Source organism: Tunturiibacter gelidiferens, assembly GCF_014201335.1.
Lineage (GTDB): Bacteria > Acidobacteriota > Terriglobia > Terriglobales > Acidobacteriaceae > Edaphobacter > Edaphobacter lichenicola_E.
Genome location: NZ_JACHEB010000004.1, coordinates 40,406 through 65,096 on the forward strand (window position 1 = coordinate 40,406; position 24,691 = coordinate 65,096).

The following is a 24,691-nucleotide window of genomic DNA, read 5'->3' on the forward strand; positions in this document are numbered from 1 at the left end:
TGAAATGAAGAGTTCCCTCAAAATTTTCGTATCGGTTTGAGTTACATAACCAACTTCCTGATGGGGCAGTTAGACCCCTCAGCGTGCTCGGAAGGATATAAATTATGGCATGGTACGCGTATTGCGTCGCAGAGAGACAAGCATTTCCAGAACTTTGCCGCCACCGCCGCCCGATGCCCCTGACCAACGTGTCGGGGCTCTTCGGTAATCAAACGTTTCTCTTTCCTGCCAGCGACTTGGCGGTCATCGTCTCCGAGCACAGCCCCGAAGACACTGCCCGGCTCGACCAGCAGGCCGCCAAAGACCACGCCCGCGTTGTCGCAGACTGTTTCAAACTTTCCACCGTCCTACCCTTCCGTTTTGGCACGACTTTTCAGGATGACGACGCCCTGCGCCGCTCCGTTCGCTCCAACCAGCGTCACTTCCAGGCCAATGTCGAGCGTCTCCGCGGCAAGGCCGAGATGCACCTCAAGGTCCTGGTCGACGATATCTGCCCCGGTAACGCCGCACGCGACATGACAGTGGGTCAGCAGTATCTGACCAGCCTGCGCGAGAGCGCCAGCCGTCAACGCGAGCGTCAGTCCAAGGCCCGCGCGCTCTCCATCCAGATGCATCGCATGTTTCTGCCTCTGGCTGAAGAGATCACCTGCAAACGCATGGATACCGGCAAAATGCTTCTCGACATCGCCCACTTGATCGACAATAAGACCGTGGAACGGTATCAGAACAAGTACACCTCAGCCACGCTTGAGCTCAAGGACTGCCGCATGCAGCTCTCTGGCCCCTGGCCACCGTATCACTTCGTGCATCGCACCACGCCGCAGCATCAGCACAGCGCATAAAAAAAGGCACTTAAGAAAACGGCGACCCTTCCTCCATCGAAGAGTCGCCGTTTTCTTTGTTCATCCCAGCAAGCCTAATCTTTTCAGCGTCTTATCGTTCATTAAGAAGCCGAGCGCGCCATCTCAAGCAATAGCCTTCTGGACACCCTTTGCTTCCGCCGCCGCATCGCATGATATAACCGCCAAGCGTAAGCAAAGTTTTGCGCGCCTGCGCCATAAGCTCTGTACGGCAAGGAGATCGTGAATGAATCGCAACAAGAACCTCTTTACTGCCCTATTGGTTTCTGCCGGACTTTGCGGATCGACATCGGTAACGTTACACGCCCAGGAGCCGAACCCCACCGCCCAGACGGTTCCCGCTCAAGACTCAAATGAGATCAAGAAACAGGACAACGGAATCTATATCTATCGCGTGAAGGTGGTTCAGCGCGACCTCGACGCCGTCAACTACCTACATCGCAGCGGTTCGACCAATATTGGGTTCAAGGGCACTGCGCTCCTTCCGCTCGCCAAAGGTCAGGCGAAGGTCACCAGTGAACGCGGCGGAATCCATATTGAAGCCCGATTTCAGGGTCTTACTCCAGCCAACGGTTTCGGTCCCGAGTACCTGACCTACGTCCTATGGGCAATTACTCCAGACGGTCGCCCCAATAATCTGGGCGAGGTTCTCCCCTCGAACAATAAAAACAACATCGAAGTTACGACCGCGCTGCAGTCCTTTGGAATGATCGTCACCGCGGAGCCCTACTTCTCCGTAACCCAGCCGAGCGATGTTGTGGTGCTGCAAAACGTAATTATCAACGACAAGACCACAGGCGTGCTGGAAAAAGTTAACGCACACTACTCTCTGCTGGCGCGCGGCTCGTACGCGCAGACCGAAGGTTCTACCTCGAACCTCAACCCCATCACCCGGAATGAAAAGTCTCCGCTAGAGCTCTATCAGGCCAACAACGCCATCCGCATCGCACAGGATGCCGGCGCCGACAAGTACGCTGCCGATATCATGGCGGAGGCAAAGCAGGATCTTCGTAACGCCACCGACATCGATCAGAATAAAAAAGCCGATCGAAGGCTGGAGATCACTTTTGCCCGCCAGGCCGTGCAGCGTGCCGAAGACGCCCGTCTCGTCACTCTACGCAAGCAGGCAGCGGAGCGTCAGTTGAACGCCGACAACGCTAAGCGTGATGCCGAGGCCGCAGCACAGCAGTCGCAGCTACAGGCTCAGCAGTCTCAACTTGAAGCTGAACGCGCCCGTGCCGCCCAGGCTGAAGCGGACGCAGACCGCGCTCGTGCGGAAGCCGCCGCTGCCGAAGCGCAAGCCCGCGCCGCCGCCGCCAACAAGAGCGCAACAGACGCAAACGCCGTTCGCGAGAAGCTGCGTTCTCAACTCAATAGCGTCCTTGCCACCAGCGAATCGGCGCGCGGCCTCATCGTCAACATGTCCGACGTCCTCTTCGATACAGGCCGGTACACCCTCAAGCCCAACACGCAGATCAGTCTGGCGAAGGTCTCAGGAATTCTGCAGGCCTATCCCGGTCTAAAGGTCCAGGTTGAGGGTTACACCGACAGCGTCGGTAGCGATGCATACAACCAGAAGCTCTCCGAAAACCGCGCCGACGCCGTCCGCGATTTTCTGGTCACACAGGGAGTACAGCCGGATAACATCTCGGCCACAGGTTATGGCAAGGCCAAACCTGTAGCGGACAATGCGACTGCACAGGGTCGATCCCAAAACCGTCGGGTCAACCTTGTCGTCTCGGGAGACGCCATCGGAGTAGAACAAAGCAGCCCTGATGCCACGCCCGCTCCGGCAACTCCTCAGTAAACTTCTCTGTTGAAAAGCAAGAAGGGCCGCTCGTAACGGCCCTTCGTTTTGCCAGCCCAAAATGTCGACACTCAAACAAGCCGCTCAACGCCACGGCGCAGTCGCGGCTGAACCACCAGCTTACCACTCGTCACAGCAGTCAAAACTCTACATGTGGATTGACCAACCAAGTTCCGAGAGCTTCTCTTCGATATCGGCAAGCGCAACGGTAAGAGCGGATCGCCGGTGCGGGCTTGAAGTCCGCTCCGAAAGGATACGTTCCCGCTGAAGTTCCAGCGCCTGTCGCTTTCGTTTACGTTCTGCCACCTCGGCATTGTCATTTGCGGTGACAGGCTTCGGAGCGGCAGCCTGATTTTGCTGTTCTTCCACGGATTTACTCTCCCATCCTCGCGACATAATGTTCATTCTACGCTGCGGTATATCAATATATAAATAGTTTCGCCGCTTTAGCCTGCCCGTATCTTCCGAATCAATCAACATCCAAATGCATCAGAGGAACCATGCACGCATACCCAGTCCAGAAATTCGGCATTGACCACCTCCGTCCCATCGATCTGCCTACGCCACAAGCAGAGCCGGGCAAGGTCCTGATCAAGGTTCACGCGGTCTCTCTCAACTATCGCGACCTGATGGTGGTTAAGGGCCTCTACAACCCAAAGATGGCTCTCCCACGCATCCCCTGTTCCGATGGTGCGGGAGAGGTCGTCGCCATCGGCGAAGGCGTCACACGAGTCAAAGTTGGCGACCGCGTCTGCGGCATCTTCATGCAGCGCTGGCTCGACGGCCCGCCGACCGCCGAAAAATCAAAAGACGCACTTGGCGGCGACGTAGACGGCATGCTCACCGAATACGCTTTGCTTCACGAACAGGGAGTCATTAGCTTCCCTGAACACTTGTCCTACGACGAAGCCGCGACTCTGCCGTGCGCCGGCGTCACTGCGTGGAACGCACTACATCACGCCGGAGATCCCGCCAATCCAATTGAACCCGGCGCAACGGTCGTCATTCAGGGCACTGGCGGTGTCTCCATCTTCGCGCTGCAATTCGGAAAACTTCTCGGAGCCCGCGTTCTCGGCACCTCCTCCAGCGAAGAAAAATTATCCCGTGCCCGCTCTCTCGGTCTCGACGAAGGGTGCAACTACAAACAGCGCCCCGACTGGTCCAAATGGGTCTCCGAGACTACTGCAAATAAAGGGGCAGACCGCATCATCGAAGTGGGTGGCGCCGGCACCTTCGGACAATCTCTACGTGCAGCCCGCGTCGGTGGAACCATTGCGCAGATAGGCATCCTCTCGGGCGGTTCCACCACAGACCCAGTCGCTCTTACCCCCATCCTGCACAAGCAACTGCGCGTGCAGGGCATCTACGTCGGCTCCCGCGCGATGTTCGTGCAGATGAACGCAGCCATCGCACAGGCCCGTCTGCACCCGGTGGTCGACAAAGTCTTCGACTTCGAGCAATCCGCCGAGGCGTTTGCCCACATGGAATCCGCCTCGCACTTCGGCAAAATCGTCATCCGCGTCACGCCCCAACAGTAGGCGCTGGCAACTTCTGGATGCAACATATTGACGACGCGAAACAGTCAGCGACTGGACGATCCGGATCGCGCCATCACGTTGCATATAATCGCAGAAGCGCCGCAGGAGTGAAGCTCAGTGATAGTCGAGATCGAAGGCCTCCAGAAAATCTATGACGGCAGGCAGCGAGTCGTCGCCGTCGACGGTATCGACCTCAGCGTGCGCGAGGGTGAGCTCTTCGGTCTTCTCGGCCCCAACGGCGCCGGAAAAACCACCACCATCAGTATCTGCACCACCCGCGCTCTGCCCACCTCGGGTCGCGTCCGCATCGCAGGAATCGACGTCGTCCAGACCCCAGCAGTCGCCCGTCGCTTCATCGGTGTCGTGCCGCAGTACAACACCCTCGACCGCGCCTGCACGATCTTTGAAAACATCAACTTTCACTGCCTCTACTTTGGTTTCTCCCGCGCCGAGGCTGACGACCGCACCAACCAACTCCTCGCGCAGTTCCACCTCACCGAACGCGCTGGTGCCTATCCCGCCCAGCTCTCCGGCGGCCTCGCTCAACGAGTTCAGATAGCCCGAGCCATCGCTCACCACCCCAAAGTTCTTTTCTTAGACGAGCCCAGCGCAGGCCTCGATCCGCAAAGCCGCATCGCCATGTGGGACGCCGTTCGTAATCTACGCGAAGAGGGAATCACCGTCGTCCTCACCACCCATTACATGGAGGAGGCCGATGAACTCTGCGACCGCGTCGCCATCATCGATCACGGCAAGATCCTCGTCCAGGACACCCCCACCGCACTCAAAGGCTCCGTAGGAGCGCAAAAAGTGTACGAGCTCTTCCTCCGCAGCCAAGACAATATCCCGACCCTCGTTCAGCAGCTTCAGCGACTCGCCGGAGTAGCCAGCGCAGAGCCCACCGCCAAGGGCGTCCGCGTCCTCGCACACGGCGCAGAAGGCCTTCTCTCCGACGTCGTTCGCGAAGCGGACCCCTACGGCCTCCGCGACCTCACCATCACAGAAACCAGCCTCGAGACCGTCTTCATCCGTCTCACCGGCCGCGACCTCCGCGAATAGCGCAGGGCGGCATCGAGAAATCGAGAGAGATCTATGACTCAACTGGCAGAAGCCGCAAATACCAGCACGCCGCTGAACCGCCCGAAGATCCGCGCCGCTCAAAGTTCGAAGCTGACGCAATACGGACGCGCCTTCGTTGGTCTCTTCCGCCGGGATCTGCACGTTCTTCGCCGCGAGCTGTTCCCCTTCGTAATTCGCGTTTGCATGAACCCTCTACTTTTTCTCTTTGTCTTCACCTACGTCATCCCACACATGAACGCCGGCGCCGCGATGAACCCCACTGCGACCATGGCCGGCAACGCATTTTCGACCGTTCTTCTTCCCGGCCTCATGGCCGTCGCCATCATGTTCTCCGGCATCGCAGCCGTTGCCCTTCCTCTCGCGCAAGAGTTCGGCATCACACGCGAGATCGACGATCGCGTGATGTGCCCGCTACCCGTACCGTTCGTAGCGATCGAAAAAATCTGTTTTTCAGCCGTGCAAAGCGTCATCGCCGCCTGCATCGTCTACCCGCTGGCTTACTACGTTCCGGCCACGCATCCCACTACTCATGTCAGCAGCTGGCCGTTTCTCATTCTCATCGTCGCCCTCGCCAGCCTCACTGCCGGTGCGCTCGGTCTCACCATCGGTACCAGCGTCAAACCGCAACAGATCGGCCTCATCTTCGGCGTAGTCGTCATCCCGATCACGTTCCTGGGCTGTGTCTACTACCCCTGGGCCGCGCTGACTCACATTCGTTGGCTCCAGATCGGCGTTCTTATCAACCCCATCGTCTACATGACCGAAGGCCTCCGCGCATCGCTCACGCCAACGCTGCCTCACATGAATCCTTACATCATCGTCGGCATGCTCCTGGTCTCGCTATGCCTCCTCACGACGCTGGGGATCAGAGGATTTCTCCGCCGCGTCATCGGCTAAGCCACCAAATATCCTAAGCCACCGCTTCTAGCTTGCGTCGCAGATCTGCCGCGATCAACTTGCCGTGAAAGCGTCCATTTTCGATGAAGATTTCGCTCGTCCGTTCTCCAGCCACAATCACTCCAGCCGCATAAATGCCCGGAACATTACTCTCCAGCGTCGCCGGATTGCACACCGGGCAGCGGTCATTCGCCTTATCCAACTTCAGCCCAAGTCGTTCAATGAAATCGAAGTCCGGATGATATCCCGTCAACGCAAACACAAATTGATTTGCAATCGTTATCTTCCCCCTTCGAGTAGCAATCGTAACGTCATCTTCTGTGATGTTGGTCACGGCGCTATCAAAATAGGCATTCACCTCACCGTTCTTAATCCGGTTGTTGATATCGGGCAAAATCCAGTACTTTACGCTCTTTGAGATCTCCTTGCCCCGATGCACGAGGGTCACCTTCGCGCCATGCCGCCACAAGTCGAGCGCCGCAATCGCCGCGGAGTTTTTGCCTCCGATCACCAGCACCTCGAGCCCATAGTAGGGGTGCGGCTCATGATAGTAGTGCTTCACCTTGCCAAGATCCTCACCCGGAATTCCAAGGTAATTCGGAAGATCGTAGTATCCGGTCGCGATCACGAGCTTCCGCGCACGATGCTGTATCGGCCGTCCAAACTGATCCACCGTATGAACCGTAAAATTTTCATCGCGACCATCCACCCGCTCGACATTCTCATACTGCCGAACGTCCAGCCTGTAGAACTCGGCGACCTTGCGATAGTATTCGAGCGCCTCACTGCGATTGGGCTTCTGATTCGGGCTGGAGAAGGGCATATCCCCGATCTCCAGCAGTTCCGGCGTCGTAAAAAAGGTCATATGTGCTGGGTAATGAAACAGCGAATTACATAGGCAGCCTTTATCGACCATCATCGCTGTAAAACCGGCTCGTTGCGCCTCAATCGCGCAAGCCATACCCGTCGGTCCCGCGCCAATCACCAGCAAATCTACAATCTTCGAATTCGCGCCGTCGCTCATTTCTTCATTTTACTGAAGCCTCGCGACCAGCCACTCTTATCGCTAGTTATCCAGTACCACCAGTTTGTGGGCAATCGCAAACAACGCCAGCTCCAACCGCGTAGAAACGCCGGTCTTGTCGAAGATATTCGAAAGATGCCGCTTCACAGTCTCTTCGCTGATCGTGAACTGCTTCGCCACGTCCTTGTTGCTGCAGCCTTCCACGATGCAGGTCACAACCTCCAGTTCCCGTGGCGTCAAACCGTACGTTTTGCGTTCCGGCACAGCCGCGGCCTTCTTCATTAGCTCGTTCAGTGCCGCCACAAGGTTCGCAACGCGCTCTCCGCCGATCCAGTAGTCACCAGAAAGCACCGCCCGCAGCGAGCGAGAAAGATCGCCCGCAACAGCATCCTTCAGCACAATCCCGCGAGCCCCAATCTGCAATGCTTCGATAATCTGCTGCGTCGAGATCGTACTCGTAAGCATAATGATCTTCACACGTGGCGACTTGCTCATAATCGCTCGCAGCGCCTCGAGCCCAGGCAGTCGCGGCATCTGCAGATCGAGCAAGAGAATATCCGGCTCCAGCTCCAGCGTCTGCGTAATCGCCACATCGCCATCTTCTGCCTCGCCTACTACCTCGAAGCCTACTTCGTTCTCCAGCATGTTCTTCACGCCGAAGCGCACTACCGGATGATCATCGGCAACAACGATACGGATCGGTGTCGCTGCGACTACTGCATCGTCAGATTTCTTTATCGATTCCTTCATCGTGGCATTATCTCCCGACAACTCGTTGATCCTACTTTAGTTGCTTTCGCGTGCGATCAGAATACGCCGCAGCCGTTCCGACGCGGCCACGAATTCCTTCAACGTAGCTACATCGTCATCACGCAAACCCCGCTCCTCCATTGACGTTGCAAGTCTTTGCAGCTCAACAGCCCCCACCATTCCGCACCCCCCTTTGAGCGCATGTGCCTCTTTTCTATAGGTGGCATCGTCGCCCACAGATGCTGCCTCCTTCATCCGTTCAACCCTTACCTGCGCATCTTTACGGCAAAGCGCATACAACTCTTCCAACTGCGATTCCCTCATCGATCCCGCGAGCTTCGCGTACACACCCTCATCCAGCACAACATCGTCCGCGTCGGCCGGTCTATCTTCCACTCGAATTAAACCACTGGAAATCGTAGCTGTCAGCGTCTCCATCGTAAAAGGTTTCAGCAGAAACCCATTGAACCCCCGCCCCACTCCCTCCTCCAGTTCACTTCCACTCATTGCCAGCAGCATAGTCCCAGCTCCACACAGACTGCGCAGCTGCCGAGCGAGTTCATCCCCTGCAATCCCGGGCATCTGTATATCCGTCAGCACCACCTCCGGACGCACGCGCTGCACCTGCTCCAGCGCAGCATCGCCCGAGTCCGCCGCCTCTACCTCGTACCCAGCGCCCGTTGCCAGCAGGGAAAGCACCTCCCGACTCAACTCATCATCATCCACAATCAAGATCCGAACGGCCATCCCTGTCCCTCATCCTCAGCGCAAAGAGTATCAACTGACAGACTCCAGTACCAATCCCGTACGCGATAGCGGTAAAGTAGTTGCCATGGCTTCGGAGGATATGCAGGACGAGCAGCATCAGGACCGCCCAAAGGAGCCCACCGAGCAAGCCAAGATGGCCGCGACCCTCGCCGCCCTGTCCCTCCGCGTCCAGAATCTGGAGCAGCAACTGGCAGAACTGCGCTCCACCCCCTCTTTCAAAGCGCGCAAACTCTCTACCCCACCGCCACCTGCCCCTGTCGGAACATCCACAGGAAACCTCCTACCGAACTTCACGCAAAATCTTCCTAAATCGAGCGGCGCGCTTGAGAACCGCATTGGCTCTCAACTCTTCAGCCGCATCGGCATTCTGGCGCTGCTCATCGCGACTACCCTCTTTCTCAAGTGGGCCATCGACAACCACTGGATCGGGCCCATTGGCCGCATTCTCGCCGGCCTGGCCGCAGGCGCAGCGGTCGTCCTCTGGTCCGAGCGCTTCCGCCGTCAAGGCTTCAACGCATTCTCCTTCTCGCTGAAGGCCATTGGCAGCGGAGCCCTTTATCTCTCGCTCTGGGCTGCCTTTCAGCTCTACCATCTGCTCCCCGCCGCCGTAGCTCTTCCAACCATGATCCTGGTCACGGCATGGAACGCCTACATGGCCTGGTCACAAAACAGCCAGATCCTCGCCGTCTACGCGCTCGTCGGAGCTTTCGCAACCCCATTGCTCCTCTCCACCGGCGGCAACCATGAAGTCTTTCTCTTCACCTATATCCTCGCCATCGATATCGCCACGGTCTGCCTCGTACGTCTTAAACCCTGGTCGCGCCTTCTCATCGGAGTTTTTCCCGCCACCGTTGCCTTCTTCATCGCGTGGTACGTGGAATGGTTCAACGGCTACAACACGCCAAAGCCGCTCGCCACCACAACGATCTTCATCGCGCTGTATTTCGTCACGTTCCTGATTCCATCCATTCGCAACCCGCAAAACGAAAAACGTATATCCTCTCCGATTACCGAAATCCTGCTCCCCTTAGCCAACGCCGTCTTCGCTGCTCTGGCGTTCTACGCGGTCCTGCAGGACACAGGCAATCACGATCTCCTCCCCTGGCTCGCAGTTATCTTCTCCGCCCTCTATCTCGGATTGATGCGACTGCCCCAGCCTCGCGTTACCTCAGCCGTCCATCTCTCCCTCGCTATCGTCTTCCTCACAATCGCCATTCCCCTCAAGGCAAGCGGCCGCTGGATTATCGTAGGCTGGCTCGCTGAGGGCGCGGCTCTCCTGTGGGTCGCGGCTCGTCTCACACGCCCAACATCAGACGACGCCACCTTCACGGCCCCACGCATCCTTCGTCGCCTCGCGACCACCGCGCTCGTACTAGGAGTCTGCGGCCTCCTCGTCGAACCTTTCTGGCTCAACGAACGAATAGCCATCGCCTTCTTCAATCTTCGTTTCGCGACTGCGCTCTTCGGCCTCGCCGCTCTCGGCATCTCCGCTTTCGTCGCCCACCGCCCCCTTCATCTTGACAAGCATCACGAGGGATCCTTCCCAAGCTGGCTGCTCATCGCAGGGTCCTCCATAGCAGCCTTCAATTTCATTGCCATCCTGTCGTGTCTCCGCGAGCTCGACTCTGCATGGAGCGTCTCTGTCGCCAACCCCGAGGCTGATCTCCAGAAAGCTCTCGCTATGTCCGCCTTCCTCATGCTCTACGGAGCCGCATTACTGGCCCTGGGCTTCTGGAAACGGTCCGCCTTCATCCGCTGGCAGGCTCTCCTCCTGTTGGTCTTTACCATCGGCAAAACCTTCCTCTATGACCTGCGCAATCTTAGCCAGGGCTATCGTGTCCTCAGCTTCCTCGGCCTTGGAGCCCTATTGATGGCCATCAGCTTCGCCTACCAGAAAGACTGGCTTGCCCTCCGCCTTCCAACCCCGGTTCGAGCACCGCACACACAGGAAGGAGTCGATCAGTGAAGTCAGCGATTTTTCTGACCCTCCTTCTCTGGCAGACAATCACAACTCCAGAGCCGGCCGATCCTCACTACTTCCGCTACCAGCGAACCATCACCCTACCGACAGGTCCCGGTCAAAGCTGCGCGGTGCTCGATCCCGCTCTCTTCCCCCACGCCGCCCCGTCGCTCAAAGATCTCCGCCTTTATCAGGACAACCGTGAAATTCCCTACGCCATCACGCTAAGCGAACCCCAGCAGCCCGACAGTGACACCGCCACCATCCGCAATCTCGGCCTTCGCGGTCGCAACATCGTCTTCGATCTCGAGATGCCGAATCGCCCCTACACCGAGCTCATCCTCGACCTGCCCGCTCAAGACTTCATCGCCACCGCTACGGTCTCCGGCACCCGCGACCCCACCTACGCAAACCAGACCCGTCTCGGAGAGTTCACCCTCTTCGATCTCACCTCACAGCGCCTCTCCCGTAGCACCACCATTCACCTGCAGGAGACCAGTCTCCCTTACGTCCACATCGAGCTGGCCATCTCTCCGGCAACCGGCACACACACTTTAGACACCTCGCCCCAGGCGCTGCAAAAGATGGTGCAGTCCGTCACCGTCCCCCCCAGTCGCGAAGCACAGTCTCTCTACACCACAGCAGCCGAAGCTACTTCCATCACACAACGCGGTCGCCAAAGCATATCCACCTTCAGTCTTCCGGAACGCATTCCCATCGAACGCATCTCCTTCGCTCTTGCTCCGAACTTCAAAGCTAACTTCAGCCGCGATGTCAGCATCTCCGACCACCCCATCGCCACAGCGAACCCGGCAGACTCGCTCGGCGAAACTCTCGCCGGCACCATCCTCCGCGTTCACCTCACCCAGGCAGGTCGCGAGATTCGACAGGAACGACTCAGTGTCCCGGCAACGCTAGGCTCCAATATGCAGAGCGCTGCGACAGTCGAAGTCGCAGTGAACAATGGTGACGATACACCGCTCCCCATCACCGCGATCCGCCTCGAGGCACGCCAACGCAAGATCTGTTTCGATGCCCCCGCCGCTCAGCCGCTCACCCTCTTCTACGGAGACGCCGCCCTCACCGCACCCCAATACGACTACACCCGCCTCTTCTCTCCGTCCAGCGAGTTTCACACTGCCAAACTAAACCCTGAGCAACTCAACCCTGCCTATCGAGATCGCCCCGACGCACGCCCTCTCACCGACCGCCATCCCCACCTACTTTGGGTCGCGCTTCTCATCGTGATCTGCATCCTCGCTATCATCGCCATCCGCTCGTCAAAGACAGTCCACCACTAATCGGAGCCTTGTCTAATAATCCGACTAGCGAATCGCCGCATCGACCTCGTTGATCCAGTTCGGCGACTTCAGAATCTCACGCGGCTTCGACCCATCCGCTGGCCCAACCAACCCGTCGTTGTACATCAGGTCGATCAGGTGAGCTGCGCGCCCATATCCAATCCGCAGCCTGCGTTGCAGCAGGGAAGTGCTCGCCTTGCCAAACTCGAACACTAACCGAACAGCATCGTCGTACATCGGATCATTGTTGTCCCCATCGTCTCCGCCATCGCCATCCTTGCCGGTGGGGTTATCTTCTTTCGGGCCTTCGAGGAACCCATGCACATACTCCGCTTCACCCTGCGCCTTCCAGAAAGCCGTTACCGCCGAGATCTCTTTCTCCGTCACAAACGGAGCGTGCACGCGCTGCACACGGCTTGTCCCCGGCGGCAGATAAAGCATATCGCCGCGTCCCAACAGGCTCTCCGCGCCATTCGAATCGATGATCGTCCGCGAGTCCACCTTCGTCGCCAACCGGAAGCTCATACGTGTGGGCACATTCGCCTTGATCAGCCCCGTGATGACATCCACCGAAGGCCGTTGAGTCGCGAGCACAAGATGAATTCCAACCGCACGCGCCATCTGTGCCAGCCGGGTAATCGACTCTTCCACATTCGCCCGATCCAGCATCATCAGGTCTGCCAACTCGTCGATGATGATGATGATGTAAGGCAGCGGCTCCTGATTCACATCTTCGAACAAATACTCGCTGCCATGATCGAAGAGCTTGTTGAACTGATCGATATTCCTCACGTGGTTCGCCGCCAGCAGCTTCAGCCGCCGCTCCATCTCGCGCACGGCATTTCTTAGCGCATTTGCCGCCAGCTTCGCCTCCGTGATGATCGGCGTAAACAGATGCGGAATCCCCTCGTACATTCCCAGCTCCACGCGCTTCGGGTCCACAAGAATCATCCGAACCTGCTCGGGTGTGCTCTTGAACAGCACGCTCATGATCATCGCGTTGATCGCGACCGACTTACCCGAACCCGTCGAACCCGCGATCAGCACATGCGGCATACTCGCTAGATCAGCAGTAACGATGCGCCCGTTGATGTCTTTGCCCAACGCAATCGCGAGCCTGCTCTTGCTCTGCGCAAAGCTCTCACACTCGACAACGTCCCGAAGCCAGATCGTCTCCCGCTCATGATTGGGCACCTGGATTCCAACCGTGCTCTTCCCCGGCATCCGCTCAATCAGAATCGACTCTGCCGCCATCGCAAGGCAAAGATCGTCGGCCAACCCAGTAATGCGAGCAACCTTCACCCCAGCCTCAGGCTTGAACTCAAACGTAGTCACCACCGGTCCGGGATTGATCTGCGTCACCTGCCCATCAACGCCAAACTCAGCCGACTTCTCCACCAGCACCCGCGCCTCTTCGCGCAGCGCGTCCTCGCGAACAACAGCGTGCTCTTCACTCCGATAAAGCAACGAAGACGGCGGCAACTTATACCCCCGCACGCTCTTCGGCACAATCGTCACCGGCTTGATGTCTGCATCCGCTCGCTTGCCAAACGAGATACTCTCCGGCAGTGCCGCCAGCGGAGCCATCGCAGCGGCAGCAGGGGCATGAGGCGCAGCAAAAGAAGTTCGAGTCTCCTCAACCCTCTTCACCGCGCGAATCGGAGCAGCCACCTTCGCCGCAGCTGGCTGCCGCCATTCGTCTTCGCGGCCGAAACCACCAAAGTTCGACTCATCATCAATCGCATGCACCGGCGCAGCCGCTTTCGCCAGCACCTCCGCAAACGGAGCCGCCGCCGCAGCAGCCGTGCCGAACGCAGTCACCGGAGGAGCATCCACCAGCGTTCTCGGCATCGCCTCAAAGATCGAAGGAGTATGTCCCGGAGCAATCTCCTCAGGCACAATCGAAATAGGCTCAACCCGCTTCTTCCTGCTCAACCAACCAAACAGTCCGCCCAGCAGAGTCGTCGGCTCCGGCTCTGGCTGCGCTCTCCTTCGCTCAGCATCTTCAGCAAGCTCCCGAGCCCGTCGCGCCCTCGCGTCTGCCTGCTCACGCTTGCTTCCATACGACTCCTCAAAGGAAACCTCCGCACCGGCGCGCCTGCTTCGCCGCTGCACCCACCACTCCCACAATCGCTGCAGAAACCCAAACCGGATCGTCGCCCACTCCCGTGCCGTGTTGAACGTAAATGTCGTCGCAAGATATAGCGACACCGCCACCATCAGCGTCAGCACAATCGCCGCCCCAGGCAGATTCAGATAGTGCACCATGAAATCCGCCAGCAGCCTGCCCGTCGTCCCTTCCACCGGCAACGAGCCGCGCCACATCATCTCACCCGGCAACAACGCGATCGCCGCCGGCCCAAACACCACCCACATCCCCAACCCAATCGTCTTTGCCAGCGGAGACCCTGCCGGTCGGGACCGCATCCAGCAAACACCCAGCCGTCCCAGCACCAGCGGAAGAAAGAACGCCGCGACCCCAATCAACTGCAGCATCGCATCCGCCAGGTACGCCCCGACCATCCCCGTCCAGTTATGCGCAGGCCGACCCTTCACATACTGTCCCACCGTGTCGAACGAAGGATCGGTCGGCGTATAACTGGCCAGCGCCAGCAGCAGCAGCCCCGCACCCACCAGTACGACCATCCCGAGAATCTCATTCAGGCGGCGGTTGCGCGTCGGGGTCGAAACAAGTCTCAGAGTTTTCATTGGGGGAGCCTTCATGTGAGAGGGGACGCGCGGACTCATTCGACCCGGCGCGCAAAATCTCAACGCGCCGTCCGATCCAAACCAAGCCCGCAAATCACCAGAGCACCTTTGATTATCCCAGACCACCTCTAAGCCCACGCACAAAAACCTCGCTTCGGGTATCCACATACAAACCCACAGGCCAACCATGCATCTATCCTTCCATATTCACCGCCGGGCCCATTTCACCCGGCGGTCCTTAGAATCGGTTGGCAGGGGAGCGGGATTTTCGCGATTTCTCTTGCTTGCCGTCGGCGGAGGAGAATCGCGCACAGCCGACGGACCCTGCTCCAACCGAACAAAATTCACCCCAGGATTGAGGTTTCCAAATGGCTACAGATTCAGGCAAACAGCACGAGATGCAACGCTCGCTCGACTCCCTCATCAGCACACTCCTCGACAGCCAGAAGGGCTTCGCCGACATCGGCGAGCACCTTAAAGACGAAACTCTCAAGCGCTATTTCCTGGCCGAATCTCTCAAACGCGCCAGCTTTCGCGGCGATCTCGAGGAGATTCTCCATCAGAACGGCGTTCACGACATCAAAGAGTCCGGTACCACCGCCGGCACCCTTCACCGTGTTTGGGGTGACCTCAAAGCCAAGCTTGGCGGCGGCGACCATACGCTCCTCGAAACAGCCGAGCAGGGCGAAGATGAAGCCAAAAAAGCCTACGCCGACGCGCTCAATCAGGATCTTCCGCTACCTGTTCGCCAACTTGTTGCAGAACAGCAGGCACACATTCTCACCTCGCATGACTACGTAAAGAGTCACCGCGACGCACTTGTATCGAAGTAACCAGGGCGTACCACTCGACGTCGGGCAGCAGGGGTCATCCCCGCTGCCCGCTTTTTTGCTAGCCCTAGAAAACTAAACAGCCGAGACATGTAACAAGAGGGAAGTGATCCAGCATGATTGGCCGCATTCTCCTGGCCGTTCTCTTCATCGTCGCCGGCAGCCTTCACTTCCTTCATCCCGCCATCTACCTCAAAATTATTCCGCCCTGGCTGCCTGCGCACCTTGCCATCCTTTACATCAGCGGCGCAGCAGAGATTCTCGGAGGCATAGGCCTTCTCTTCCCACAAACGCGCCACGCTGCAGCCTGGGGATTGGTAACTTTGCTCATCGTGATACTGCCAGCCAATATCTACATGGCGACAGCCCACCTGCCAGCACCCGGCATCATGGGCCAAACTTGGGCGCAGTGGCTGCGAATTCCTCTTCAGCTTCCCCTCGTCTTCTGGGCGTGGTTTTATACCCGCACGCCATAACGAAAAAGGCTTCGCGCATGGAGATGTAACCACACGCGAAGCCTTCCCTGCGTTTACAACTGCGGATTAATACCCCGCGTGATACAGCCCAAACACGACCACCGACGCCACCAGGCAATAGATGCCGAACAGATACCAACGTCCCTCCTCCAGCCAACTGCTCAACCACCTCAGCGCCACCAGGCCAGCCAGAAACGCGAACACAGCCCCAAGCAGTCCCATCACCATGCTTCCATGCAGATCGATCGTCGTACCCGCTGCCTGCGCCGCATGCGAGGCTTTGACCAACCGCATCACCTCGCGCCCGACCGCAGGAGGCGTCAGCACCACCGCCAACGCAAAGCTGAACCGCTCCGCCCGCTCCTTGCTGGCACCGGCCAACATACCCGTCGAGATGGTAGCTCCCGAACGAGAAAATCCACGAAACGGCAGGCACAAGCCTTGGATCGCACCGATCCATCCCGCCTGTCGCATTGTCACGCTGTCACCGTAGACCTGCTCATGCGCGCCCATGCGCCGCTTCTCCATCAAGCCAGCAAGCAGAATCAGCAACCCGGCCGCAGCCAACGCGGGAGCAATCAAATCCAGCCGCCCAAACAGCAACTCGATCTCTCCCTTCGAAGCCCCTTTGAACGCCGTCTTCTCAATCGCCTTGACGATAACTTCACCAATCACGGCGGTCAGCAGCGAAGCCCAGATCAACCGTATCAAGAAGCGCTTGAAGGCATCGCCACTCGAAAAATAAGTCTTCTTCCACTGCTTCCAAAAGTAAACAATCACGGCGAACATCGTGCCCGTGTGCAGCATCACCAGTAGCAGCGTCATCTGTGGCGTCGTGGGGTCCAACCCCAACAGCTTTTCGGCAACCACAACGTGAGCAGAACTAGATACAGGCAACAACTCCGCAAGACCCTGCACAATGGCAAGGATGATGACATGAAGAATCGACATGACTCCATCCTAAAGGGTCAGCATGTGTAAACGGTAAATCGCTGGGCGGGTCTCGCCACAAATGTCCCGACAAAGATACCGTCTAGTCCCGGTCGCTCCCATAGATAGGGATCCCTTGCGACACTCTGAACGCCAGACTCTCACCCCGCGCCGCAAACTCTGACTTTGGGTATCGGGACTTCAAGTCCATCGCGAGCGCCTGCATCCTCTTCGCCGCCTCGTCAGACTTCTTCTTATCCTCCTGTACCAGGTACATCGTCACCACCACACCCTGCCGGTACACCGCGTTGTATAAGGCCTCCGCCGCCTTTGGTCCATCCGCATACTGTTGTGCATACTTCACATACAGCCCCGTCTCCATCTCTGGACACTTCGGCAGCCCCTGCCAATCTCCGCACAATTTGTTATCCAGCAGATCAAACGCCGCCCGCGCCGCAAACTCGCTCCCCGGATACACCTTCATCACCTTCTTCAACTCACCTTCGTAAATCTGCGGCCGCAGATAAGCCTCCTGCTCCTTCGCGCTCGGCAGCGTGCTGACATCCAACTTATCGAGCTGCCATCGAATGTCCGCCGCCCTCCATGCCGCCTCACCCGCCAGCGGCGAACTCGGAAAATATTCTGCCACCCGCTTATAAAGCAGATGAGCCGAAGCAGCCGCCCCCTTGGGCGCGTGCGGTCGCTCTGCCTCGTCCTCAAAGTTCGCCGCCGATCCAAACAGAATCACATCTCCACTAGCCGTAGCCGGGCCTAGAATCCCCTTGTCCCTAATCCACCCTGACGCGGGCATAACATTCGCGTCTTCGCCGAATATCGGCTTACTGCTGTCATCCTCATTGGCAGCGTCATTGATATCGGTATTCGCGAACACCTTTACCCACGGCCCGCTGCGTTCCACAATCTGTATCTCGTGGCCCGGTGTTACCAGAGAAATCTTTTGCGCATCTGCATCCGACGCGACATACACATTCGCATCATGCAGCACAGTCGCGATCGCCGTCCGATCATAGTCCTGACCCTTCCCCTTCTTCTGTCCCAATGCGGTGACGCCTGCCGTCAGCATCACCACCCCAACACTCAACGCCGCACATCGCCGAATAGAAAAAATCTGCATAGACCTCATTTAGACGCCGCCATAGTTTGCCGGGCAGCAAGACAGCGTCCAGTCTAAACTTTGCCCCGCCGTTACGAACCAATATCGCCACCGACTTCTCGAAGACTGCTTCACTATCCCCATATGCATCAAATCCATAGACTAAAGAAAGCAGCAGCTAAGAAGAACGCCCCCGCTTTATGACACTGCAAACAGAAGACTATTCGAGCCTGAAGCGAAGGTTGATCCTTCGCGACTCCCTGACCTTCCTCAGTCTTGTGCTCATCACCGTAGTCCTGTTTCTCATCACCTTCTTCCTCTTTCGATCCTTCGCGTCCCACCGCCTGGAACTCGGTCAGCGCTGGTCCGCTCGAGGCCAGGCCGCCATCAACTCCAGCCATCCCGACCAGGCCATCGTCGCTCTCCGCACCGCACTCTCGTATGTCCCCGGCCAGCGTTCCTACGAGCTTCTCCTAGCCCAGGCCCTCGGCGACGCCGGCTACACCGAAGAGTCCTACAACTACTTCCTCGGCCTCTGGGAGACCGAACCCGGCAACGGCTTTATCAATCTGCGTCTCGCGCATCTCGCTGCAAAGAAGAGCGATGTTCAGACCGCCGTCAACTACTACCGCGCCTCCATCTATGGCACCTGGGAGGGAGATGGCGTTCTCCGACGCCGTGACGTCCGCCTCGAACTCGCCCAATACCTCATCGCCCATCACGAACTCAGCAACGCCCGCACCGAGCTCCTCATCGCCGGAGGCAACGCTCCCGATGACGTCCCCGTCTCCCTAACCATCGCGCAGCTACTGGAGCAAGCCAACGCTCCCCACGATGCCCTGAACTACTATCACAAGGTCCTCGCGTTGGAGCCGAAAAACCCCACGGCGCTCGAATCTGCCGCGCGCCTCGAATACGACTCCGGCCACTTCGACGATGCCCACCGCCTCATGGAGCAGGCCATGCACGAACGCGAGGCCGCTACCTCCAACCAGGAAACAATCTACCCCAGCGACAAGGAAATGCTCGACGAATCCACGCGAATCTTCGCCCTCGCACCTCTGAAGAAGCTCCCAAACAACGAGCGTGTCACGCGTATCCTCCAAGCCCGCGCTTTGGCAAAGAAACGCTTCGACGCCTGTAGCGCTCAAGTCTCCACCGCCAGCGGCCTCCCAACGCCGTTGCAGGATCTCACCACAAAATGGGGGAGCAAAGACGCCACCAGCAACCGCGTCGTTCTCCTCAACGATCCCACCCAGCAGGATGCAACCATGCAGCTAGTCTTCGATACCGAAACCCAAACCAGCAAGATCTGCGGCGCACCCACCGGAGACGACGCCCTTCTCCTGCAACTCGCTAAATTCCCCAAAGCGATGGAGCCCTAAGCGAAGATGGAAACCAATCCCACCATCGTAGAGACCGAACCAGTGGCAGCATCAACCCCCCGCGAGGATATGATCGCCCGCATCGCTCCCGGCCGAGAGGAGCGTGTCTTCCTCGTCCTATCCATCTTCATCGGCGTGATCTCCGGCCTGCTCGTCGTCTCCTTCCGCATGGCCATCGAGTGGCTCAGCGTCCTTCTCCTCGGCTCCTCTCCCAACCCGCACCAGCCGCGCCTGCTCTACATCCCTGCCGCCGCAGGCTTAGTCATCGCCCTCTTCACCCGCTACGTCTTCCCCAATGTCCGAGGCAGCGGAATCAACCAGACCAAGGCCGCCCTCTACATCAACAACGGCTACATCTCCTTCCGCACCGTCATCGGCAAATTTCTCCTCTCTGCCCTCGCCATCGGCAGTGGCCACTCTCTCGGCCCCGAAGACCCCTCCCTCCAGATCGGAGCCGGCGTCGCCTCCCTCATCAGCCGTCGCTTCGGCATGTCGAAAGAAAGGCTCCGCATCTTCGCTCCCATCGGAGCCGCCGCCGGACTCGCCGCCGCCTTCAACGCTCCCATTTCAGCCATCCTCTTTGTCATCGAAGAGGTCATCGGCCAATGGAGCGCCGCCGTCCTCGGCTCCATCGTTCTCTCCGCCGTCGCCAGCGTCGTCGTCGCCCGCTCCTTCTGGGGCACGCAGCCCATGTTCCGCATTCCGGTCGTCGACCTCCGCGACTCACGCGAACTCCTCGCCTACGCCGCCCTCGGAGTCGTCGGCGGCTTCGCCTCTCTTCTCTTCGCCCGCTGCCTCAGCTACCTTCGCCCCAAACTCCGCAGCCAACCACAGTGGTCACAGCTTCTCCAGCCCGCCGCAGCCGGACTCCTCGTCGGAGCCATTGGCTACTTCGGACTAGTCCAGGTCATGGGCGCCGGTTACGAAGCCATCGATCAGGCCATGCATGCCCAGTTCGCCTGGAAGATGCTCCTCCTCCTCGCGCTCTTCAAAATCATCGCCACCACCCTCTCCTTCTCAAGTGGCACCCCCGGTGGAATGTTTGCCCCCACGCTCTTCATCGGAGCTATGCTCGGCGCCGCAGTAGGCACCTTCGAAAAAATCTACTTCCCGCACCTCACCGGCACCATCGGCTCTTACGCGTTGGTCGGAATGGGCGTCCTCTTCGCCGCATTCCTTCGCGCCCCTCTCACCTCCGTCTTCATGGTGCTCGAGGTCAGCGGCAACTACTCCATCGTCCTGCCGGTCATTCTCGCCAACGCCATCGCCTACCTCATCTCCCGCACCCTCCAGCCCGTCCCTATCCTCGAGCAGTTCACCCACCAGGACGGCCTCGACCTCCCATCCATGGAAGAGCTTCGCGAAGAGAGCAACCTCCACCTCGAAGACGCCATGCAGCCCGTTACAGTCCCCGTTCTTCAGGGTAGCGAAACCATCGCCGACACGCTGCTCTCGCTCGCCCAGTACGAGGACCTCAAATCCATCCCCGTCATCCTCGTCCACTGCCTCGATGGCCTCTGGTATGCCGCAAAGAGAGAAGAGCTCGAAGCCCTGGGGGAAATGATAGACAACGCCGCATCACAGATCGAGCCAAACTCCGAAAAAGTACTCGGTGAGTCCGCCACCCTAGCCGAACATCTCGGCCCCGAACGCACTCCCATCCTCTTCCCGGATCTGCCCCTCTCAAGCGCCCTGCCGCACTTCCAGCGCTGGCCGCTCCTTCCCATCACCAACCGCGCCATGCGCGGCTCCCTCGAAGGCACAATCACGCTGCAGGAAGTCCTAAACCGCTACCAAAAACATAATCAGCATTGATCCCGACCAACGGGAGGACCAATCGGTAGGCAAGTCACGAAGTGACCGCCCCGCGCAGCGGGCCCGTCCGGCAGGACTAAGCCTTCGCGACTAACTCCGTCTCCAACTGCTTCCGCAGCTCCGGCTCCAGGTTTCCTCCACTAAGAATCACCGCAACCTTCCGAACCTTCGGCAACTCCTCCGCATGAAACAGCGCCGCAGCCAGCGTCACCGCTCCACTAGGCTCCGGCACCAGCTTGGTAGCACCCAACATCACGCGCATCGCAGTCAGTATCTCGCCCTCCGACACCGTCACAATCCCATCCGCAAACTTCATCACGTGCGCGAAGTTCAACACCCCCATACTCTGCGTGCGCAACCCATCCCCAATCGTCCGCGCAGTATCAGCCGCAGGCCACTCTACCAGTGTCTTCGAGTAGAAACTCTCCTTAGCATCCGCCGCCAACTCAGGCTCCGCACCCCAAACCTGCACCCCAGCACTCACCAATCCCGCCTGCGCCGCCAGCTTCACCGAAGTAGCCGTCCCACTCAGCAACCCGCCACCGCTCACAGGCGAGATCACTAGCTCAACTCCCGGCAGCTGTTCCACAATCTCCAACCCACACGTAGCCTGCCCGGCGATAATCTGCGGCGCATCATAAGGAGGAATCATCGCGTACCCAAACTTCGCTACCAACTCCTCCGCCTTCAACCTCCGCTCCGACGAAGCCGGCCCCACCTCAACAATCTCCGCGCCCAGAGCCCGTGTAGCTGCCTTCTTCACCTCCGGAGCATTCCTCGGCATCACAATCACTGCCTTCGCCCCCAGTGCCCGCGCCGCATACGCCACCCCCTGCGCATGGTTTCCACTTGAGTAAGTGATCACCCCGTGCCGCAACTCCTCCGGCGACAACTGCGCCACCATGTTGTAAGCCCCACGCAGCTTGAAGCTCCCAATCGGCTGCTCACTCTCCGCTTTGATATAGAGATCAAACTGCGGCTCCGGAAATTTTTCCATCCGCAACCGAGCCCGCTCCACGCGATACAGCGGTGTCCTCACCGCAACCCCGGCAATCCGCTCCTTCGCTGCCCGAATCTCCTCCAACGTCACAAACTCGCTCATCCGCCCAAATCTCCTTACAGCTCCTGCCGCAAGGATAATAATAAGCGTCTGCCGCGTAGTAAGTAGAAGGGAGCACCTGACAAACACGGCGAATCACCCTCGAACAAAGTCACTAGAACACCCGCCCCAAGCCGAAGAACCACTTGCGGTGATCGCTATCCCCGATACTCGCTCCACCATAAAACGGCCCCAGCAGAGTCTTGATCACAATCGCGCCCGAGATATCGTTCGGCAGCGTCGGCGTTCCCGCAGCCCCGCCCCACACCTTCCCGATCTCATAGAACCCGGCAGCATAAATAGACTCCCCAATCACCGGATTCAGCTTCGCCAGACGGTAGAGATAACCGGTTTGCCCCAGAAAATAATCGTTCCCCAGCAGCTCTCCGCTGTCATACGCACTCAACCGCAACGCGCCGCCGAGCGAAAATCCCGCAAGCCCAAGATTCGTAGCGCCAAAACTCGTTCCCCCAGACATCGTGCCGAAGATAATTCCTTTCTCGCCCACGGGAATAAAGTGCGCTGCTCTCGAATCCCACTGCGAGTACCCACCCTCGCTAAACGGGCTCTGCGTCGAGTAGATGTACTTCGTCAAAAACTCTGTCCCTCTCGTTGGGACCTGCACATTGTCCTGCCCCAGGTACTGAAAACGCACATTACTCACAAACGGCGTCAGGTGAAAGACCTGCTCGATCGGCTGTCCCACCCGAAGCGTTTCTCCATACCACTGGTAGTCTTCCCCCATCCTCAACTCGGCCTTCGAGCTGAACCGATACCCAAGATCCACCCCAAAACCATTCCGGTTCTCGGTGTACTGCGAGAGCTCCTGGCTCCCCGAATAGAACGACGTGATGGTGTGGGAGTAGTACGCTCGTGGTGCGACAAAATACCGCTTCCCCACAACCAGCGGCTGATACAACTCCCCGCCAACTCCTGCCGCCTGCCCAATCGAGGCATCTATCCTTACCTCAGACCCCGGCCCCGTCAGCCCAAAGAACGTTGCGCGTCCGCCCAACCCAAGTTGAATATCATTCGCATCATTGGATGAAAGCGTCGGCCCTACATTCAAAAACGGAGGTCCATAGTTCGTCAGCCTCGGCCGCACCAGCAGCCCCGTCTGATCGTTCTCATCAATCATGTTGTAGCTGATGCTCGAGTAAGTTCTCGTCCCTTGCAGGTCCGCAATCGTCTCGTCAATCTTCTGTGAGTCAATCGGCTTTCCCACGTACTTGGCAAACTCATTCGCAACTTCGGCCCGCTGAGCTCCTTTCAGCTCATATACAGTCACAAACTGCGGTATAGGAATCCTTGTCCTCCGCCGCGCGTCCCGTTGCGCCACATAAGCCTGCCATTCAGCATCGTTCAAAGCATACTTCTCTAACTCCGCAGCATGCTCCTCCGCAACCTTCACGCCCTGCGGAATAATATCCTCGCTCTTCTCAAAGTCGCTCGACGTGAACTTGCTCACATCCGCCTTCAGCAGAATATTTGCGTCCTTCATACTCTTCAGCTCATTCGCCGAAACCATGATGGCCAGATTTCTGCTCGCAACACCCACCAACGAATTGAAACTCTCCTTGTTCACCGTCCCCGTATCCAGATACACCGCAATCACGATCTTTGCGCCCATGCTGCGCGCTACATCCACCGGAAAATTGTTCACCGCAGCGCCATCCGAATAAACCTGATCCCCATGCACCACTGGAGCAAACACGCCAGGAATCGACATCGTCGACCGCATCGCCTGTGCCAGCGATCCATCTTTGAACACGTGCTCGTCGCCGGTCGTAATATCGGTCGCTACGCATCGGAAAGGAATTGGCAAGTCATCAAAATTCTTCAAATCATAGTAAGGAAGCATCTCCCGATCCAGCAGCATCCCCACGCCCGACCCCGAATTCAATCCGTTCGGAAAACTAATCCCATGCTTCAAGCCAAAGTCGAGCCGGTTCGGAAATGCCAGCTTGTCTTCCTTTCGCCGATAGCTCAACGCCGGAAAGGGCACCTGCCCACTCAACACCGACGACCAGTTGATCCCTCCAACAAACGCGTCAATCTCCTGCGGACTGTTTCCCGACGCATACAGACCGCCGATCAAGCCACCCATACTTGTCCCAGCCACATCATCTACAGGGATATGGTGCGCTTCCATCCACTCAATCACACCAATATGCGCAAACCCCAGTGCCCCACCACCCTCCAGCACCAGCCCGATTGTGGGCCGCGTCGGCGGTTCAATCACAGGCTTCTGCGCCTCCACCGCTCCCGCCGACAACATCGCCGCGATCAACATCGCCGCAAACACGTGTCGGCAAAAAGCAATCCTCAACATAAAAGTCACCTTGTCC

20 protein-coding genes are annotated in these 24,691 nt (G+C 58.4%); 11 read left to right on the forward strand and 9 right to left on the reverse strand.

What is annotated here, in order from left to right:
• The first annotated feature begins 104 nt into the window (after positions 1-104).
• Positions 105-842 (forward strand): GvpL/GvpF family gas vesicle protein, encoded by a 738-nt coding sequence (locus HDF14_RS08990; RefSeq protein WP_183975678.1) that lies wholly within the window; start codon positions 105-107, stop codon positions 840-842.
• Positions 843-1,086: 244 nt separating this feature from the next.
• The gene (locus HDF14_RS08995) at positions 1,087-2,667 is read left to right on the forward strand and encodes an OmpA family protein (protein WP_183975680.1); all 1,581 of its coding nucleotides are present in this window, start codon (positions 1,087-1,089) and stop codon (positions 2,665-2,667) included.
• Between the two features lie 147 nt (positions 2,668-2,814).
• Here HDF14_RS08995 and HDF14_RS09000 read toward each other — a convergent pair whose 3' ends face one another.
• Positions 2,815-3,147: a hypothetical protein gene (locus HDF14_RS09000; RefSeq protein WP_260698149.1), complete on the reverse strand. Its 333-nt coding sequence runs from the start codon at positions 3,145-3,147 to the stop codon at positions 2,815-2,817.
• Positions 3,148-3,167: 20 nt separating this feature from the next.
• Between HDF14_RS09000 and HDF14_RS09005 the strand changes: the two genes are divergently transcribed.
• From HDF14_RS09005 to HDF14_RS09015, 3 genes are all read left to right on the forward strand, one after another.
• Positions 3,168-4,205, forward strand: a complete 1,038-nt coding sequence (locus tag HDF14_RS09005) for a zinc-dependent alcohol dehydrogenase family protein (RefSeq protein ID WP_183975683.1) — start codon at positions 3,168-3,170, stop codon at positions 4,203-4,205.
• Between the two features lie 117 nt (positions 4,206-4,322).
• A complete protein-coding gene (locus HDF14_RS09010; RefSeq protein WP_183975684.1) occupies positions 4,323-5,264 on the forward strand; it encodes an ABC transporter ATP-binding protein in 942 nt (313 codons plus the stop codon).
• 33 nt (positions 5,265-5,297) lie between these two features.
• On the forward strand, positions 5,298-6,182 hold the full coding sequence (locus HDF14_RS09015) for an ABC transporter permease (RefSeq protein WP_183975685.1): 885 nt from the start codon (positions 5,298-5,300) through the stop codon (positions 6,180-6,182).
• Positions 6,183-6,195: 13 nt separating this feature from the next.
• Here the strand turns inward: HDF14_RS09015 and HDF14_RS09020 are convergent, their stop codons facing one another.
• Genes HDF14_RS09020 through HDF14_RS09030 form a run of 3 tightly spaced genes read right to left on the reverse strand, consistent with a single transcriptional unit; the run spans position 6,196 to position 8,703 of the window.
• A complete protein-coding gene (locus HDF14_RS09020) occupies positions 6,196-7,206 on the reverse strand; it encodes a YpdA family putative bacillithiol disulfide reductase (RefSeq protein WP_183975686.1) in 1,011 nt (336 codons plus the stop codon).
• 42 nt (positions 7,207-7,248) lie between these two features.
• A complete protein-coding gene (locus HDF14_RS09025) occupies positions 7,249-7,956 on the reverse strand; it encodes a response regulator (protein ID WP_183975687.1) in 708 nt (235 codons plus the stop codon).
• Between the two features lie 36 nt (positions 7,957-7,992).
• Positions 7,993-8,703 (reverse strand): Hpt domain-containing response regulator, encoded by a 711-nt coding sequence (locus tag HDF14_RS09030; RefSeq protein ID WP_183975688.1) that lies wholly within the window; start codon positions 8,701-8,703, stop codon positions 7,993-7,995.
• Between the two features lie 85 nt (positions 8,704-8,788).
• Here HDF14_RS09030 and HDF14_RS09035 point away from each other — a divergent pair, with 85 nt between their 5' ends.
• A complete protein-coding gene (locus tag HDF14_RS09035; RefSeq protein ID WP_183975689.1) occupies positions 8,789-10,690 on the forward strand; it encodes a DUF2339 domain-containing protein in 1,902 nt (633 codons plus the stop codon).
• Positions 10,687-11,985, forward strand: coding sequence for a DUF3999 family protein (locus HDF14_RS27175; RefSeq protein ID WP_183975690.1), 1,299 nt, complete (start codon positions 10,687-10,689; stop codon positions 11,983-11,985). The genes HDF14_RS09035 and HDF14_RS27175 overlap by 4 nt, the downstream gene beginning before the upstream one ends.
• A 24-nt stretch (positions 11,986-12,009) precedes the next feature.
• Here the strand turns inward: HDF14_RS27175 and HDF14_RS09045 are convergent, their stop codons facing one another.
• On the reverse strand, positions 12,010-14,694 hold the full coding sequence (locus HDF14_RS09045; RefSeq protein WP_183975691.1) for a DNA translocase FtsK: 2,685 nt from the start codon (positions 14,692-14,694) through the stop codon (positions 12,010-12,012).
• 368 nt (positions 14,695-15,062) lie between these two features.
• Here HDF14_RS09045 and HDF14_RS09050 point away from each other — a divergent pair, with 368 nt between their 5' ends.
• Together HDF14_RS09050 and HDF14_RS09055 are read left to right on the forward strand one after the other, a co-directional pair.
• The gene (locus tag HDF14_RS09050; protein ID WP_183975693.1) at positions 15,063-15,527 is read left to right on the forward strand and encodes a PA2169 family four-helix-bundle protein; all 465 of its coding nucleotides are present in this window, start codon (positions 15,063-15,065) and stop codon (positions 15,525-15,527) included.
• Between the two features lie 113 nt (positions 15,528-15,640).
• The gene (locus HDF14_RS09055; RefSeq protein ID WP_183975695.1) at positions 15,641-16,000 is read left to right on the forward strand and encodes a DoxX family protein; all 360 of its coding nucleotides are present in this window, start codon (positions 15,641-15,643) and stop codon (positions 15,998-16,000) included.
• 66 nt (positions 16,001-16,066) lie between these two features.
• Here HDF14_RS09055 and HDF14_RS09060 read toward each other — a convergent pair whose 3' ends face one another.
• Entirely contained in the window at positions 16,067-16,951 is an 885-nt protein-coding gene (locus HDF14_RS09060; protein WP_183975697.1) for an undecaprenyl-diphosphate phosphatase, read from the reverse strand.
• Positions 16,952-17,033: 82 nt separating this feature from the next.
• A complete protein-coding gene (locus HDF14_RS09065; protein WP_183975699.1) occupies positions 17,034-18,065 on the reverse strand; it encodes a hypothetical protein in 1,032 nt (343 codons plus the stop codon).
• A gap of 179 nt (positions 18,066-18,244) precedes the next feature.
• On the opposite strand from HDF14_RS09065, the gene HDF14_RS09070 reads away from it, so the two are divergent.
• Together HDF14_RS09070 and HDF14_RS09075 are read left to right on the forward strand one after the other, a co-directional pair.
• Positions 18,245-19,429 (forward strand): tetratricopeptide repeat protein, encoded by a 1,185-nt coding sequence (locus HDF14_RS09070; protein ID WP_183975701.1) that lies wholly within the window; start codon positions 18,245-18,247, stop codon positions 19,427-19,429.
• Positions 19,430-19,435: 6 nt separating this feature from the next.
• Positions 19,436-21,244, forward strand: coding sequence for a chloride channel protein (locus HDF14_RS09075; RefSeq protein ID WP_183975703.1), 1,809 nt, complete (start codon positions 19,436-19,438; stop codon positions 21,242-21,244).
• A gap of 76 nt (positions 21,245-21,320) precedes the next feature.
• On the opposite strand, the gene HDF14_RS09080 is transcribed toward HDF14_RS09075, so the two are convergent.
• Positions 21,321-22,346 (reverse strand): threonine ammonia-lyase, encoded by a 1,026-nt coding sequence (locus HDF14_RS09080; RefSeq protein WP_183975705.1) that lies wholly within the window; start codon positions 22,344-22,346, stop codon positions 21,321-21,323.
• Positions 22,347-22,458: 112 nt separating this feature from the next.
• Positions 22,459-24,675 carry a patatin-like phospholipase family protein gene (locus HDF14_RS09085; protein WP_183975707.1) on the reverse strand — a complete coding sequence of 739 codons (2,217 nt, stop codon included), beginning with the start codon at positions 24,673-24,675 and terminating at the stop codon, positions 22,459-22,461.
• Positions 24,676-24,691 lie beyond the last annotated feature (16 nt).